Origin of the sequence: Janthinobacterium rivuli, assembly GCF_029690045.1 — a bacterium.
Lineage (GTDB): Bacteria > Pseudomonadota > Gammaproteobacteria > Burkholderiales > Burkholderiaceae_D > Janthinobacterium > Janthinobacterium rivuli.
In genome coordinates this window covers 5,506,829-5,522,109 of the sequence record NZ_CP121464.1, presented here as the reverse complement: position 1 = coordinate 5,522,109, position 15,281 = coordinate 5,506,829, and the positions used below count along the sequence as shown (strand labels likewise).

Annotated in this window: 14 protein-coding genes; 6 read left to right on the top strand and 8 right to left on the bottom strand. The window is 66.8% G+C overall.

From position 1 onward, the window contains the following. Positions 1 to 42 precede the first annotated feature (42 nt). The 3 genes from P9875_RS25030 to P9875_RS25020 form a co-directional block, all read right to left on the bottom strand. Complete coding sequence (locus P9875_RS25030) at positions 43 to 870, bottom strand: AraC family transcriptional regulator (RefSeq protein WP_099402853.1); 828 nt, start codon at positions 868 to 870, stop codon at positions 43 to 45. A gap of 97 nt (positions 871 to 967) precedes the next feature. After that, entirely contained in the window at positions 968 to 2,008 is a 1,041-nt protein-coding gene (locus P9875_RS25025; RefSeq protein ID WP_423221804.1) for a porin, read from the bottom strand. A gap of 58 nt (positions 2,009 to 2,066) precedes the next feature. Next, positions 2,067 to 3,941, bottom strand: coding sequence for an amidohydrolase (locus P9875_RS25020; protein ID WP_099402855.1), 1,875 nt, complete (start codon positions 3,939 to 3,941; stop codon positions 2,067 to 2,069). Positions 3,942 to 4,181: 240 nt separating this feature from the next. Here P9875_RS25020 and P9875_RS25015 point away from each other — a divergent pair, with 240 nt between their 5' ends. Beyond that, the gene (locus tag P9875_RS25015; protein WP_278316900.1) at positions 4,182 to 4,880 is read left to right on the top strand and encodes a YoaK family protein; all 699 of its coding nucleotides are present in this window, start codon (positions 4,182 to 4,184) and stop codon (positions 4,878 to 4,880) included. A 6-nt stretch (positions 4,881 to 4,886) separates the two neighbouring features. After that, complete coding sequence (locus tag P9875_RS25010; protein WP_278316899.1) at positions 4,887 to 7,961, top strand: sensor histidine kinase; 3,075 nt, start codon at positions 4,887 to 4,889, stop codon at positions 7,959 to 7,961. Here P9875_RS25010 and P9875_RS25005 read toward each other — a convergent pair. Next, the gene (locus tag P9875_RS25005; RefSeq protein ID WP_278316898.1) at positions 7,935 to 8,567 is read right to left on the bottom strand and encodes a response regulator transcription factor; all 633 of its coding nucleotides are present in this window, start codon (positions 8,565 to 8,567) and stop codon (positions 7,935 to 7,937) included. The two genes, P9875_RS25010 and P9875_RS25005, sit on opposite strands and share 27 nt — an antisense overlap. Before the next feature lie 209 nt (positions 8,568 to 8,776). On the opposite strand from P9875_RS25005, the gene P9875_RS25000 reads away from it, so the two are divergent. Both P9875_RS25000 and P9875_RS24995 read left to right on the top strand, forming a co-directional pair. Continuing rightward, positions 8,777 to 9,463, top strand: a complete 687-nt coding sequence (locus P9875_RS25000; protein WP_035828118.1) for a hydrolase — start codon at positions 8,777 to 8,779, stop codon at positions 9,461 to 9,463. A 72-nt stretch (positions 9,464 to 9,535) separates the two neighbouring features. Continuing rightward, positions 9,536 to 9,814, top strand: a complete 279-nt coding sequence (locus P9875_RS24995) for a XapX domain-containing protein (RefSeq protein WP_035821735.1) — start codon at positions 9,536 to 9,538, stop codon at positions 9,812 to 9,814. A gap of 44 nt (positions 9,815 to 9,858) precedes the next feature. On the opposite strand, the gene P9875_RS24990 is transcribed toward P9875_RS24995, so the two are convergent. From P9875_RS24990 to P9875_RS24980, 3 genes are all read right to left on the bottom strand, one after another. Beyond that, positions 9,859 to 10,500, bottom strand: coding sequence for a response regulator (locus tag P9875_RS24990; RefSeq protein WP_035828117.1), 642 nt, complete (start codon positions 10,498 to 10,500; stop codon positions 9,859 to 9,861). Between the two features lie 20 nt (positions 10,501 to 10,520). After that, a complete protein-coding gene (locus tag P9875_RS24985; RefSeq protein WP_278316897.1) occupies positions 10,521 to 11,255 on the bottom strand; it encodes a sensor histidine kinase in 735 nt (244 codons plus the stop codon). 163 nt (positions 11,256 to 11,418) lie between these two features. Continuing rightward, positions 11,419 to 12,399 (bottom strand): alpha/beta fold hydrolase, encoded by a 981-nt coding sequence (locus P9875_RS24980; RefSeq protein WP_278316896.1) that lies wholly within the window; start codon positions 12,397 to 12,399, stop codon positions 11,419 to 11,421. A gap of 187 nt (positions 12,400 to 12,586) precedes the next feature. Between P9875_RS24980 and P9875_RS24975 the strand changes: the two genes are divergently transcribed. Further along, positions 12,587 to 13,000, top strand: a complete 414-nt coding sequence (locus tag P9875_RS24975; RefSeq protein WP_200880283.1) for a DoxX family protein — start codon at positions 12,587 to 12,589, stop codon at positions 12,998 to 13,000. On the opposite strand, the gene P9875_RS24970 is transcribed toward P9875_RS24975, so the two are convergent. Beyond that, positions 12,997 to 14,397 (bottom strand): PLP-dependent aminotransferase family protein, encoded by a 1,401-nt coding sequence (locus tag P9875_RS24970; protein WP_278316895.1) that lies wholly within the window; start codon positions 14,395 to 14,397, stop codon positions 12,997 to 12,999. The genes P9875_RS24975 and P9875_RS24970 overlap by 4 nt on opposite strands. Positions 14,398 to 14,728: 331 nt before the next feature. Between P9875_RS24970 and P9875_RS24965 the strand changes: the two genes are divergently transcribed. Next, positions 14,729 to 15,082, top strand: coding sequence for a DUF883 family protein (locus P9875_RS24965; protein WP_278316894.1), 354 nt, complete (start codon positions 14,729 to 14,731; stop codon positions 15,080 to 15,082). The last annotated feature ends 199 nt before the right edge of the window (positions 15,083 to 15,281 follow it).

Here is a 15,281-nt window from a genome sequence, read left to right as displayed (position 1 = left end):
ACGCAGCTGCTTGCCGGCCGTATTGAACGATCGTGGGTGTTTTCAGCGCGTGCTGGCGCCGCCGGCGTAACGCAGCCAGCGGCCGGGCGTGATTCCATGGGTTTTCAAGAAATGCCGCGTCATGTGGCTCTGGTCGGCAAAGCCCGCGGCCATGGCGGCCGAGGCGAGCGTGCTGCCAGCCAGCAGCAGGCGCCGCACCATCTCCAGGCGCCGCATCGTCAGATAGCGGTATGGGCTGGTGCCATAGAAGACGCGAAAGTCGTGCGACAGGCTCCAGCGGTCGCGTCCCGTCGCCGCTTCGAGTTCCGCCAGGGTGACGGCGCGCGTGCAGTGCGCCTGCAAGTAGTCGCGCGCGCGTCGCGCCGCCAGGAAGTCGCCTTTTGGACGCTGCGCCGGCGTGCCGGCCGCCGCCGCCAGCGCATGCGCCAGTTCGGCCAGCGCCTCGCTCTGCTCCAGCGCTTCGAGCGGGTGGCCGTCGTGCGGCAGCAGGGCGCAGGTGGCCGCCGCCAGGCGGGGATCGGTCGACACGCCGCCTTCGATGAAGGGCAGCGCGCGTCCGCCCAGCACGTCCTGGAACAGCGCCGGTTCGATATACAGCATGCGGTAACGGAAGCCGGCGTCGGTACCCGCCTGGCCATCGTGCGCCTCGTCGGGATGCAGGATCATGGTATTGCCGGGCAGGCTGTCGCGCTGGCCGCGGCGATAGCTGAAACGCTGCACGCCGGCCAGCGTGCGGCCGATGGCGTAGGTGTCGTGGCGGTGCATGGCATAGGCCTTGCCTTGGAACCACGCTTCGATGCGTTCGATTCCCTGTACCGGTTCGGCGCACCTGACCCAGTCGCTGAGTGCTGGCGCTGATGCTCGCTTCATGGTGTCTGTTCGCAGATGCCTGCCCTGGTTGCGGAACGAAGACTGTACGCGCCGCGCGCAGGGCTGTCCACGAAAACCGCGACTCAGAAGTGGTGCTTCAGAAGTTGTGTTTGATACCCAGCGCCACGCCCGACAAGGTGGCGCCTTTCGTTTCCCCATCGCGTCCCAGGCTGTTGATTGCAAAGCCGGCGATGCCGTTATGGCCGTTGGCCAGGCGCGTGTAGTAGGCATACAGGCTGCTGCGTTTCGACAGCTGGTAGTCGTAGCCGATGGTGGCGTGGGTGGCGCCCGTACCGCTGCCGGCGCGCACGGTGCCGATGGTTTCCAGCGCGCTGCCGGTGGCGCTTTGCGCGTGGGCCAGGCCGAAGCGCAGGCCGTGGCGGCCGAACTGGCGCGTGGCCGAGACATACGCCGTGCGGCGGCGCAGATCGCCCGTCGCCGTGGCATAGCGCAGGCTTTCCACTGCCACCGCCAGCTGCGTGGCGCTGTCTATCCTCCATGCCAGGGCCAGCTTGCTGCCACGGTCGGAGAGCCCGCGTCCCTGGTAGTCGTGGTGCTCTTCCTGCGCCAGGCTGGCGTACAGGGCGCCGCCGTCGTAGAGCAGGGCGGCCGACGTCAGCGCGGGATGCGCGCCGCTGGCCGGCCGTTCTTCCGCCATGCCGCGCGCCACGCGCAGCGACCAGCCCTGCCACTGCGGTGTCCAGTAATGCACGCTGTTTTGCTGGCGCCGGTCGAACGAGTACGCGTTGCTGGTATTGCTTTCGGTGGCGCCCGCGCCATTGCCCATCAGGCTCATGTAGCCGGCCGTGGTGGGGTAGAACGGGTCGAGCGCGGAGGTGGCGCTGTTGTAGGGCAGGGTCCAGTTACCGGCAAACAGCGTGCCCCACGGCCCGGCAATGCCGACACGCGTGTCGCGCGCGGCGATGGCGCCCGCGCCCGTGTCGGGCGCCAAGGTGCCCTCGACCTGGAACAGCGCCTGCCAGCCGCCGCCCAGGTCTTCGCTGCCGCGAAAACCGAGTACCGAACGGTTGTTGGAGACGCGCTGCACGCTGTCGCCGCTGCCACCACCATGCAGCGCTTCGAGCGCCACGTTCAGGCGGCCATACAGCTGCACATTGTCCTGTGCCGCGGCGGGCATGGCTGCCGCCAGTGCCAGGGCACCGGCGGCGCATGAAAACACGCGCGCCATACGCACCTCAGAACGCAAAGCAGCTGCATCCCAGCGCGCCCCAGAAGCCGGAGTGGCTGGAGACGGGCACGGAGCTCTTGCGCGCCACGTCGTGCGCGTGGGCGTGTACGCCGCAGGCGCCCTGGCACTGGTGCTGCTGCATGACGCTGGTCTTTTGCGGCGGCGCAGAGCGGTAGTGGCCGGCCACGTTTTTCACGGGTGACCAATCGGGCAGCACGGGAATCGGTGGCGGCGCCAGCTTGGTAAATTCCGCCTGGCCGTAGACGATCTTGCCGCCGACGATGGTAAGCACGGACTCGATCGACTTGATCGCTTCTTCATCGATGCTGAAAAAGTCCGCGCTCAGCACGGCCAGGTCGGCCAGCATGCCTTCCTGGATGCGCCCCTTCTTGCCTTGCTCGCTGGAGAACCAGGCGCTGCCCGCCGTCCATAGTTCCAGCGCCGTGTCGCGCGACAAACGGCTGCCCGCGTCGTACAGGCGCAAGCCGCCCACGGTGCGGCCCGACACCAGCCAGTACAGCGCCGTCCACGGGTTGTAGCTGGCGACCCGGGTGGCATCGGTGCCGCCGCCCACTGGCACGCCAGAGGCAAGCATGCGCGCGATCGGCGGCGTGGCCTTGGCCGCTTCCGCGCCGTAGCGGTCGACGAAGTATTCGCCCTGGAAGGCCATGCGGTGCTGGATGGCGATGCCGCCGCCCAGCGCCTTGACCCGGTCGATGTTTTTCGGCGTGATGGTTTCGCAGTGGTCGAACATCCAGTGCAGGCCGTCGAACGGGATATCGCGGTTGACCTTTTCAAATACCGTCAGCATGCGCTCTATCGATTCGTCATAGGTGGCGTGCAGGCGGAAGGGCCAGCGTTTCGACACCAGGTGGCGCACGACTTTTTCCAGTTCGTCGTCCATGCCGGGCGCCAGGTCCGGGCGCGGCTCGAGGAAATCTTCGAAGTCGGCGGCGGAAAACACCAGCATTTCGCCGGCGCCGTTATGACGATAGTAATCGTCGCCCTGGCCCGGCGTGACCATCTCCGTCCATTTTTCAAAGTCTTCCAGCTCGCGGCCCTTGTTTTGCGTGAACAGGTTGTAGGCGATGCGTATCGTCAGCTGCCCTTCGCTTGCCAGTTGATCGACCACCGCGTAGTCTTCCGGATAATTCTGGAAGCCGCCGCCCGCGTCGATGGCGCTGGTCAGGCCCAGGCGATTGAGTTCGCGCATGAACTGGCGCGTGGAATTGACTTGCAATTCGCGCGGCAGGGTTGGACCCTTGGCCAGGGTCGCATATAAAATCATGGCGTTTGGACGGGCGATCAGCATGCCCGTGGGGTTGCCGGCAGCGTCGCGCACGATTTCGCCGCCGGGCGGGTTCGGCGTATTCTTGTCGTAGCCGACCACGCGCAGGGCGGCGCGGTTCAGCAGGGCGCGGTCGTACAGGTGCAGGATGAAGACGGGCGTGTCGGGCGCGGCCGCGTTGATTTCATCGAGGGTAGGCATGCGCTTTTCCGCGAACTGGAATTCGTTCCAGCCGCCCACCACGCGCACCCACTGCGGGTTCGGCGTGCGCAAGGCTTGCTCTTTCAGCATGCGCAGGGCGTCGGCCAGCGAGGGCACGCCTTCCCAGCGCAATTCCAGGTTGTAGTTCAAGCCGCCGCGGATCAGGTGCAGGTGCGAGTCGTTCAGGCCGGGAATCACGGTGCGGCCACCCAGATCGATCACGCGGCTGTCGGGCGTGCGGTGGCGCATGACGTCGTCTGCGTCGCCGACGGCGAGGAATTTGCCGTCGGCGATGGCCACCGCGCTCGCTTGCGGGCAGCTTTTATCGACGGTATGGAAGCAGCCGTTGAGCAGTATCAAGGGGGCGGCGGCGGGGAGGGTGTGTTCTGGCATGGTGCAGCTCCATGGTTGCGGTGCGGGGAGGGCCGGCGTGCGCGGCGCGAAAGTCACGTCGGCCAGTGTAGCGGACGTCCCGCGCCTGAACACGGGCCAAAAGATCAGGTGGAGCGTGGCGCACTGGCCGAATGGCGGGGGCGGCGGCCGGCCGCATGGCTTACCATGCAGGCAGCGGCGCCGGGGAGCTGGCGCGTTTTTTGTTTTTTTAGTGCATTGCACGGTATCAGGAGTCATTCGATGGATCAGCCACCACACAGCCGCTTGTTCGGCACCAGCCTGGGATTTTTAGCCGGATATGTCGATACCCTGGGTTTTATTGCCCTGTTTGGCTTGTTTACAGCCCATGTCACGGGCAACTTCGTGCTGATCGGCGCCGCCCTGGCGGATGCCTCGCGCGTGTCCATCCTGCTGAAGTTTCTCGCTTTTCCCGCCTTTATCGCCGGCGTCGCCATCACACGCCTGATGGTGCTGGCCGTCGAGCGCCGCGCCGGCCCGTCGCTGACCCTGGCCATGTTGCTGCAGTGGGCCTTGCTGGCCGGCTTCATGGTGTTTGGCATCCTGGCCGAGCCGATCGGCAAGGACGTCAGTTCCATGGCCATGGTGGCAGGCTTGCTGGGCACGGCCGCCATGGGCGTGCACAGCGCCACCAGCCGGCTGCTGCTGGCGCACCTGGCGCCCACCTCCATGATGACGGGGAACGTGACGCAGATCGTCATCGATACCGTCGACGTGCTGCGCGGCGCGGCCGATGCCGCCACCCATGCGCGCTGCGGCAAGTTCTTCTGGCCGCTGGCAGCCTTCGCCCTCGGCGCCATCGCCGCCGCCTTTGCCTACCTGGCCTTCGGCTTCGTGGCGCTGGCCGTGCCCTTGCTGCTGCTCGCCGGCCTGATCATCGTGCAGCATCGCAGCGGCCGCGCGGCGGTGCCTACCGCCTGAGCCGCCATGCGCTTGCCCGTCCTGGCCGCGCTGTGCTGCCTGCTGCTGTTGTTCAGCCCTCCGGCGCTGGCCATCGACGCGGCGCGCGGCATTCACCAGCTGCAGCACACCAGCTGGACGTCCAGAGATGGCGCGCCGGACGACATCAGCGTCATCGCCCAAGGCGGTGACGGCTTCCTGTGGCTGGGCACCCATGCGGGCCTGGTGCGCTTTGACGGCCTGCGTTTCGAACCCTTGCGCGCCCGCCAGGGTGTGTTTCCCGATACGGTGATTCTGGCCCTCAAGCGCGCTGCCGACGGCGGCATGTGGGTGGGCTGGCAAGTGGGCGGCATCAGCCATGTCAAGGATGGCGTGGTGCGCAATTACGGCGAGGCGCAGGGCGTGCGGCCCGGTTCCGTCTGGGGTTTCGCCATCGACGCCACAGGCGCCGTGTGGGCCGCCGGCGTGGCCGGGGTATCGCGCTTCGACGGCCGGCGCTGGCAGGCGATGGGGCCGGCGCAAGGCTACACGGCGCAAAAGGCCTCGGCCGTGTTCGCGGACCGCGACGGCAGGCTGGGTGTGTTCAGCGAACAGGGTTTATTTATCTGGCAGCAGGGCCAGGCGCGCTTCGCGCCGCCCGTGGGCCGCCTCGACTTGCGCGCTCCGCCGCAGCAGGGACCGGATGGCCGCCTGTATCTGCTGGAGCTGCGCGGCATTCGCATCATCGACTCGCTCGAGCGCTACGACCAGCTCGACCACCGCTGGATCTACCGCGATACGAGCGGCACCAGCGGCAGCATGCTGGTCGACCGCCAGGGCACCCTGTGGTTCGACAGCCAGTTCGGCCTGCACCGTACGCGCAGCGCCGGCGCGCTGGGGCCGCAGCAGCTGGGCATCAGCGGCGACACGGAATCGTTCCTGCCCAAGGATGGCTTGAGCAATGTGCTGATCGCTTCCCTGTGCGACGACAACGAAGGCAATGTCTGGGTCGCCACGTATGCGGGCCTGGACCGTTTTCGCCAGGCCGCGCCCGTGATCCTCAGCGCGCGCGCGGGGCCCGAGGCGCCCGAAGCCTTCCGCGCGCAGCAGCTGTCGCCCGGCACCGGCGGGCGCATGTGGCTGTCGAAGGAGGGCGATACGCCGCTGATGCTGGCGGCGCCCGACGGCAAGGTGCTGCGCGCGCCTGCGTTGGGTCCCGTCACCGCCATCATGGCGGCGCCGGGCGGCATCCGCGTCGGCACCCGCGCCGGCTTGCTGCGGCTCGATGGCGACGATGGCCGCGTGCTCGAGACGATTGCCTATCCGCCGGAAGCGGCCGCGTTGAAACGGGTGCGCATGGCCGTGAACGCGCCCGACGGCAGCCTGTGGGCGATTTTCAGCGGCGCCGGCGTATTTCAGTACGCGGACGGCGCATGGCGGCGAGAACCGGCCTTGCCCGAGGGCGGGCGCAAGGTGCCGCTGGCGCTGCTGGCCGATGCGGCCGGGCGCCTGTGGCTGTCCTATCCGGACGGCAGCGTGGCGGTGCTGGACGGCGGGCGCCTGGCCAGCTACGGTCCCGCACAGGGGCTGGATCTGGGCAAGGTGCCGGCGCTGCTGGAAACGGGCGGCCAGCTGCTGGCGGGCGGCCAGCAGGGCCTGGCCCTGTGGCGCGGCGGGCGCTTCGTGCCGCTGCGCGCCGCGGCGCCCGGCGTTTTCGACGGCGCGGTCGGCATGCTGCGCGCGCGCGACGGCAGCCTGTGGCTCAATACGGGCAATGGCGCCGTGCGCGTGGCCGCGGCCGAAGTGGCGCAGGCCCTGCGCGATCCGTCCTACGCCATGCAGGCGCGCTGGTACGATGGCGCCGATGGCTTGAACGGCAAAATGAGCTTGCTGCACAACGGCTCGATAGCCGAAGCGGACGATGGAAAAATCTGGTTTTCACGCGAGAGCGCGACCTTCTGGATCGACCCGCGCCAGCCGACGCCGCCGCTGCCGGCGCCGCAGGCCGAGATCGGGGCATTGATGGTCGATGGCCAGCGCGTCGCCGTCGCCGATTATGAGCGCTTGCCGGCCGGCACACGCGGCGTGCAGTTCGCCTACAACGCCAGCAGTCTGGGCGCGCCGGCCCGCCTGCGTTTCCGCTACCGGCTGGAAGGCTATGACAATGTCTGGCAGAACGCGGACGGGCAGCGCCAGGCGCAATATACGGGCCTGGGACCTGGCGCCTACCGCTTCCAGGTGATGGCCATCAATGGCGACGGCGTGGCCAGCGCGGTGGCGCAACTGCCGTTCCGCGTGTTGCCCGCCTTTTACCAGACCTGGTGGTTCCGCAGCCTGTGCGCGGCGGCGCTGCTGGCGGCCGCGTATGGCGTCTGCCGCTGGCGGATGCGCGAGCACGCCGCGCGCCTGCAGGCGCGGATGGAGGCGCAGCAGGCCGAGCGCGAACGCATCGCGCGCGAGCTGCACGATACCCTGCTGCAGGGCACGCAGGCGATGATCCTGCACTTTCACAATGCCAGCATGGCCATCGCCGAGGATGATCCCGCGCGCGCCGCCATGCTGCGCGCGCTCGACGACGCGGATCGCATGCTGGGCGAGGGGCGCGACCACGTGCACGACCTGCGCGCCGGCGACGATGCCGGCGCGCGCTGGAGCGTCATCCTGCAGCGCGAAGGCGAACGGCTGGCGGCGCAGCACGGCATCGTGTTCCGCTATGCGCAGGAAGGCGAGGCGCGCCTGCTGCATGCGCGCGCCGCGCACGAGATCTACCGCATCGCCAGCGAAGCGCTGCGCAATGCCTTCCGGCATGCGCGCGCGCAGGTGGTCGAGGTGACGGTGCGCTATGCGTGCGGCGGCATCGAACTGCTCGTGCGCGACGATGGCCAGGGCTTGCCGCCGGTGGTCGCGGCCAATGGACAGATTCCCGGACACTGGGGCATGCCCGGCATGCGCGAGCGCGCCGCGAAACTCGGTGCGCGCCTGTCCGTGGGCGGGCACGATGGCGGTGGCACGCAGTGGCACCTGCGGGTGCCGGCGCGCCGCGCCTGGCCGCTGGCGCACGGCCCGCTGCGCCGCTGGTGGCAGCGCTGGCGCCGCTCAGGCGTCGAGGATGCCGCGCCGTAGCGCGATGGTGACGGCGTGGGTGCGGTCCCTCGCGCCCAGCTTGGCCAGGATGGTGCTCATGTGCGCCTTGACGGTTTCTTCCTTGATCTGCAGCAGGGCGCCCGTTTCGCGGTTGGAATTGCCCTGCGCGACCTGCTTGAGCACGTCCAGCTCGCGGTTCGACAGCACGTCGCTGCACGCATACAGGGCCAGTTCCGCTTCGATCTCGGGCGTGATGTGGCGCCGCCCCGCGTGCACGTTCTGTATCGCCGCCAGCAATTCGTGGCGCAGCGCGCTTTTCAGCACATAGCCGCACGCGCCCGCGCGGATGGCGCGCAGCACCTGCGTGTCGCCCTTGTAGGTGGTCAGCACGATGATGCGCGCCTGCGGATGGCGCGCGCGGATGGCGCCGATCGCGTCAAGGCCGCTCATGACCGGCATCTGCAAATCCATCAGCGTGACATCGGGCAGCAGCGCGTCGAACTGCTGCACCGCCTGCTGGCCATCGGTGGCCTGGCCCGCCAGTTGCACGCCCGGAAATGACTGCAGCAAGGTGGCGATGCCGTCGAGCAGCAACTGGTGGTCGTCGGCGATGAGGACGCGTATCGGTGCCGTATCGCTGCGCATGGTGTTGTCTGGCAAAGAGGAGTTAGTGATCAAGAGTCGTCGGAGCATGGTGAGCAAAAGGTATTTTACCGCAGCGCCTGCCCTCGTGCAGGAGGTATTTCCCATAGGCAATCAACATGCCAGCCTATATTTAGATAGTGGTGCGGGCGCGCCGCCAGGCATACGATGCACGGCAGTACCCACTCAACCCTGTCTTCATGGATGACATCATGACCAATCCGAAACTGGAAGTCCTTACCCCCGACAATTGCCAGATCATTTTCATCGACCAGCAGCCGCAAATGGCGTTCGGCGTGCAGTCGATGGACCGGCAAGCGCTGAAAAACAATACCGTGGGCCTGGCCAAGGCCGCCAAGGTGTTCAACATCCCCACCATCATCACGACCGTCGAAACGGAAAGCTTCTCCGGCCATACCTATCCGGAATTGCTCGACGTCTTCCCCGGCAAGGATATCCTCGAGCGCAGCTCGATGAATTCCTGGGATGACCAGAAGGTGCGCGATGCGCTGGCTGCCAACGGCAAGAAGAAAGTCGTCGTGTCGGGCCTGTGGACGGAAGTGTGCAACAACAGCTTCGCCCTGTGCGCGATGCTCGAAGGCGACTACGAAATCTATATGGTGGCCGACGCTTCCGGCGGCACGTCGAAGGAAGCGCACGACTACGCCATGCAGCGCATGATCCAGGCCGGCGTGGTGCCGGTCACCTGGCAGCAAGTGCTGCTGGAATGGCAGCGCGACTGGGCGCACAAGGCAACTTACGATGCCGTGATGGCCATCGTGCGCGAACACTCGGGCGCCTACGGCATGGGCGTCGACTACGCCTACACGATGGTGCACAAGGCGCCGCAGCGCATTCACGGCGAACACGCCACCCTGGCGCCGGTGCCGGCCAAGTAATCGCCGCGCGGCTATGCCATGCGCCGCGCGCCTGACCGCGCGCGGCGTTTTTTTTATCGAAAGGAATGCGCCATGAAGTTATATGTGATTTCGCTGGCCGTGGGCTTGCTCGTTGGCATCATCTACGCCGTCCTGCAGGTGCGCTCGCCGGCGCCGCCCGCCATTGCCCTGATCGGTCTGCTGGGCATGCTGATCGGCGAACAGATCGTCCCCGGCGTCAAGCGCCTGATGGCGGGCGAAGCCATCACGGTGTCGTGGCTGCGCAGCGAATGCGTGCCGAAGATCAGCGGCGTGGAAGCCAAGCCGACATTGGCCAAGGCCGCGGCAAAGTTGGATGATGATGCAGCGTAAATGCTGGGGTAAGACCCGGCGGGTCTGACCCCGGTTCCCTGCAGCTAGAACGCGCCCAGCAAGCCGCGCCGGGCGGCCACAGTGGCCGCTTCAGTGCGGCTTGATACGTTGAGCTTGGTCAAAATATTATTCACGTGAAATTTGACGGTGCCCACCTCGATGCCGGCGCTGCGCGCGATCATCTTGTTGCTCTTGCCCGCGGACAGGTGCAGCAGGATGTCGTGCTCGCGTTTCGACAGGCGGTTCGCCTCGATGCGGCCGGCCTGCTGCGCCGCCAGTTCCGGCGGCAGGTAATGCCTGCCGGCGGCCACCTGGCGGATGCACTGCGTCAGTTGCAGGAAACCGGAATCCTTCAGCAGGTAGCCGCGCGCGCCGGCGCGCAAGGCCCGGTGCACGCTGTCCTCGCCCTGGTAGGTGGTAAGGATGACGATCTTCGCTTGCGCGTCGTCCGCGCAGATGCGCTCGATCGCCTCGACGCCATGCATTTCCGGCATGTTCAAATCCATCAGTACCACGTCGGGCCGCAGCTCCCGGTACAGCTCCACGGCGGCGCGGCCCGTGCCGGCCTGGCCCAGCAGGAGGAAACCTGGCAGGGATGCGATCAGCGAGGCCAGGCCGGCCAGGATCAGCGGGTGGTCGTCGGCGATCAAGAGGGTAATCGGCGGATCGGCCGGGGGCGTGGTCATGTCCATGTCCATGGTTGTCCTCATAACGCTGGCAGGGTGAAGTGGAAGACGCTGCCGTGGGGCGCGCCGGGCGCATGCCACAGGCGGCCGCCATGCGCGTCGACGATGCGGCGGCAGATGGCCAGGCCCATGCCCATGCCGTCCGGCTTGCTGGAATACAGGGCCTGGTACAGGCGGCCGGCCGCCTGCGGCGCGATGCCGGCGCCATTGTCGGCGATGCTGAAATGCTGCACGCCCCCATCCAGTTGCGAAGACAGCAGCACCGTGCGCGGCCGGCCGCTGGTGCCCGGCAGGGCTTCGATGGCGTTCATCAGCAGGTTCAGGATGACTTGCCGGAATTGCACCGGGTCGGCGTGCAGCAGCGGGCGGCCAGGTGCCAGTTGCGTTTCCAGGTGGATGGCGTGGCGTTGCAGTGGCGCGCGCAGCAACGGCAGCAGGTCTTGCACGGCGTCGTCAGCGACAAAATGATCGTGGCTGCCCGGCGCCTTGCAGGCCAGGCCGTGCACGCTGCGCAACACGGCGCTGGCATGGCTGCCGGCGCTGGCGACCAGGGCCAGCGCCGCGCGCGCCTCGTCGAGGCGTGGGGGATCGTGGTCGAGCCAGCGCAAGGCGGCATCGGCATTGAGCGCGATGGCCGCCAGCGGCTGGCGCACCTCGTGCGCGACCGATGCGGCAAATTCGTCCATGCTGCCCATGCGCTGCGCGTGCGCCAGGCTGGCGTCTTGCGTCTGAGGGAAATAATGCATGCTGGCCATCGCCGTGCTCCTGTCGCTGTCGCGGCGTATGCCGCATTGCAACAAGTATGCACGTGCCGTCAGGCAAGGCAGTTATACGAATGGGGGAGGCGGGCGGTTTTTTTACGCGGTGGGGGAGGAAAACACCGCCGGGCGGGCCGGCGGTGCGGGAAGCGCAGAACGGTCAGGACTTGATAAAAGCCAGCAAGTCTTCGTTCAGGCGGTCCTTGTGGGTGGCCGGCAAGCCGTGCGGCGCGCCTTCATAGATGACCAGCTTGGCGTTCTTGATGAGCTTGGCCGCGGCCTTGCCGGAAGCGTCGATCGGCACGATCTGGTCGTCGCCGCCGTGCACCACCAGGGTCGGCACGGAGATTTTCTTCAGGTCGGCCGTGAAGTCCGTCTCGGAAAACTGCTTGATGCAATCGTAGGCGTTCTTGATGCCGCACTGCATGCCTTGCAGCCAGAAGGTGTCGCGCATGCCTTGCGATACCTTGTTGCCGGGACGGTTGGCGCCGAAGAAGGGCACCGTCAGGTCCTTGAAAAATTGCGAGCGGTCGGCCAGCACGCCGGCGCGGATGCCGTCGAACACCGACATCGGCAAGCCGCCCGGATTCGTCTCCGACTTGACCATCTGCGGCGGCACGGCGCCCACCAGCACGGCCTTGGCCACGCGCTTTTCGCCATGGCGGCCGATATAGCGGGCAACTTCGCCGCCGCCCGTCGAATGGCCGACCAGGGTCGCGCCCTTGATGTCGAGCGCGTCGAGCAGGGTGGCCAGGTCGTCGGCGTAGGTATCCATGTCGTTGCCCTGCCATGGCTGGCTGGACAAGCCGTGGCCGCGGCGGTCGTGCGCGATCACGCGGTAGCCGTGGCTGGCCAGGAACATCATCTGGTCTTCCCAGGCGTCGCCCTGCAATGGCCAGCCGTGGCTGAAGACGACGGGCGTACCCGTGCCCCAGTCCTTGAAATGGATGACGGTGCCGTCCTTGACGGTGACGCTATTGATGCTGAGCTTGCCCGGCGCGTTGGCGGCGGCAGCGGCAGGCTTGGCGGCGGCGCTGGCGCCACCGGCGGCCAGCAGGCCCGCACCGGCGGCGACACCGGCGACGCTGACGAGCAGCTTGCGGCGGGAAGTGACTTCTTCGGCTTCGATTTTCTTCGACATGATGCATTTCCTTCGGGGATGGGGGAGGGAGGCCGGTTACGGCCTGGACCAGTGATGGCATCGGCCAGTCTAGGCCTTCGCGCGCGCCGGCGCCTCTGCCAAAAGACCAGTCGCGCCGAGTCTCGCGCCTGCCTATGATGGCTGGCAGCGGCGCGCCGCGCCGACTGGCTTTCCCACTGGAGCGATCATGAAGAAAAACTCGATGGCGGCGCTGGCCGGCCCCTTTTTACCCGATGCCGGCTTGCTGTTTGCGCGCGTGGCGGGCGCGCTGCTGGTGCTGCACGTGCACGGCTTGCCCAAGCTGCTGCATTTTTCCGAGGAACTGGCGCACATCGACGACCCGCTACACCTGGGCCGCGCCGTCACCCTGTATTGCGCCCTGTTCGCGGAAATCGTCTGCCCGCTGCTGGTCGCCGCCGGCTTGCTGACGCGCCTGGCCTGCCTGCCTTTGCTGTTCCTGCTGGGCGTATCGATGCTGCTCGTGCACCCTGACTGGAGCATCGCCGACGGCCAGTTCGGCTGGCTGCTGATCATCGTCTTCGGCACGATTGCCATCAGCGGCGCGGGCAGGTATTCGGTCGATGCGCGTTTGCGCCGTTAAATGACGAATTCCCCGTGTACGGCCGGCTTGTGCGCCAGCAGCAGCGATAATTTCTTCAATGCGCTGGCCAGGCGCGCGCGATCGCGGAGGCTGCCCAGCGAGATGCGGATGGCGTTCGGCGGGCGGCTGTCGTAGAAGGCGTCCGAGGCCGTGACGGCCACGCCCTGGGCGCGGGCCGTGGCGGCCAGTTCGCGCGAGGTCCAGTAGCTGGGCAGTGAAAACCAGACATGGATACCGTCGCTGCGCGGGTGGCTGCTGCCGGTGAGGATGGTGCGGATGATGTCCTGGCGCGCATCCGCTTCGCTGCGGATGCCGGCCAGCAGCGCATGCGCGGAGCCGTCGTGTATCCATTGCGTCGCCAGCGCCGTCGTCAGCGGCGTGGCCATCAGGGAGAAGGACCGCAGCGCCTGCAGCAAGCGCTCGCGCAACTGCGCGTCGGGCACCAGTGCATAGGCCATGCGCAAGCCGGGCGCCAGGCATTTCGACAGGGTGGCGATATACGACACGTGGCCAGGGGCGAAATGGGCCAGCGGGGGCGGCGCGTCGGAGGCCAGCAGCCAGTACGGATCGTCCTCGATGATGTGCATGCCGCAGCGGATGGCCACTTCCGTGATGGCCAGGCGGCGCGCGGCCGGCATGGTGTGCGCCGTTGGATTTTGCAGGGTGGGATTCAGGTAGACGAGGCGCGCATGGTGCTTGCGGCTGGCTTTTTCCAGCGCCTCGGGCAGCATGCCGTCCGCATCCTTTTCCACGACGATGACCTTGCGGTTCAACTGCCCCGCCGCCGAGCGCAAGCCCGGGTACACGGCGCCTTCCGTGAGAATGGCGTCGCCGGGCCGGCTCAGGGTCAGGATCAGCGCCGCCAGCGCCGCCTGCGCGCCAGGGCAGGCCACCACGTGTTCCGCATCGACGTCGCCGAACATGGGCGCCAGCCAGACGGCGCCTGCCGCCCGGTCGGCCTTGCCGCCGCCGCCCAGGTGATAGCTCATCAACAGATCGCTGTCCGTGCGCATCAGCACCTGCGCCACGCCCTGTTTCAGCAAGTCGTCAAAATCCACGCCCACCGGCGGCGGCGGGATATTCATGCTCAGGTCCAGCATCTGCGTCAATTCCACTTTCGGCGCCGCCACATAGGTGCCGCGGGCGCCATGCCCTTCCAGCAGATTGCGGCGCTTGGCTTCGTCATAGGCGCGCGTCACCGTCGTCAGGTCGATCTGGAACAGCGCGGCCAGACTGCGCTGCGGCGGCAAGCGGTCGCCCGGGCGCAGGCTGCCATCGGACAGCGCGCGCTCGAGCATGTCGGCGATCTGCAGGTAGCGCGGACCGCCGTGCTGCACGAACGGCGTGATCCACGCATGGGCCCGGCTTTCTTCTTGTATGGCTTTTGATTTGGACATTTGTTTATATGTATGGCTATTGCCTCTCGCAATTATGCGGAAAATCAGCTTAAAAATCCATACATATTTAGTTTCCCCGCCAGCCCTACCAAGCCGGCGGGGATTGTTATTTCCAACAGGAATTTAAGTCTGCGCTTCAAGGTGTGGCAGCGCACGGTGGCGCCCGGCGTGGGCGGTTAAGGTAGTGCCAACAGCTTGCTGCTGATCCACTGTTTGATATGGCTCAGCCCGGCAGCGTTTAGGCGCTTCTTTTTCCCCGAAGCGAGGAGAATCATGATTCGGTCACGGCATCGAGCATGGTTGAAATTATTCACTGTTAAAGGAAACCATCATGAACGCGATTGAAAAAACCAGCTCCGATATGAACGGCACCGCCCAGGATACCCGCCAGGATTTGCACCGCACCATCGACAAGGTGGCAAGCCAGGCCCAGCCCCTGGCCGACAAGGTGGCCACGCGTGCCCATGACGGCGTGGACCAGGTGGGCGACCGCCTCGATCAGGTCAGCGATACCGTCAACAAGGCATCCGAACGCCTGATGGCGCGAGGCAAGCAATTGGGCGCCGCCTGCCAGCGCGCCGGCGAAACGGGCCGCGACTATGTGCGCGAACGCCCGGCCGTGTCCTTGCTGATTGCGGCGGCCGCCGGTTATGGCCTGTCGAAACTGCTGGGCTCGCGCAAGTAAGTTCTGCGCTTTCCTGGAAGGTAGTTATCGTGGGCGCCGTTCCCTTCGCCGTCATGGCGGGGCGGGCCGGCGCCCACGCGCACAAGGTAGTAACAAGCAGTAAAGGAGAGTGATGATGCGCTCCATTTTGTTGTGGTTGATCGGCATACCTATTCCCATCATTATTTTGATTGCCCTGTTCGTGCGCTGAATGAGGGAG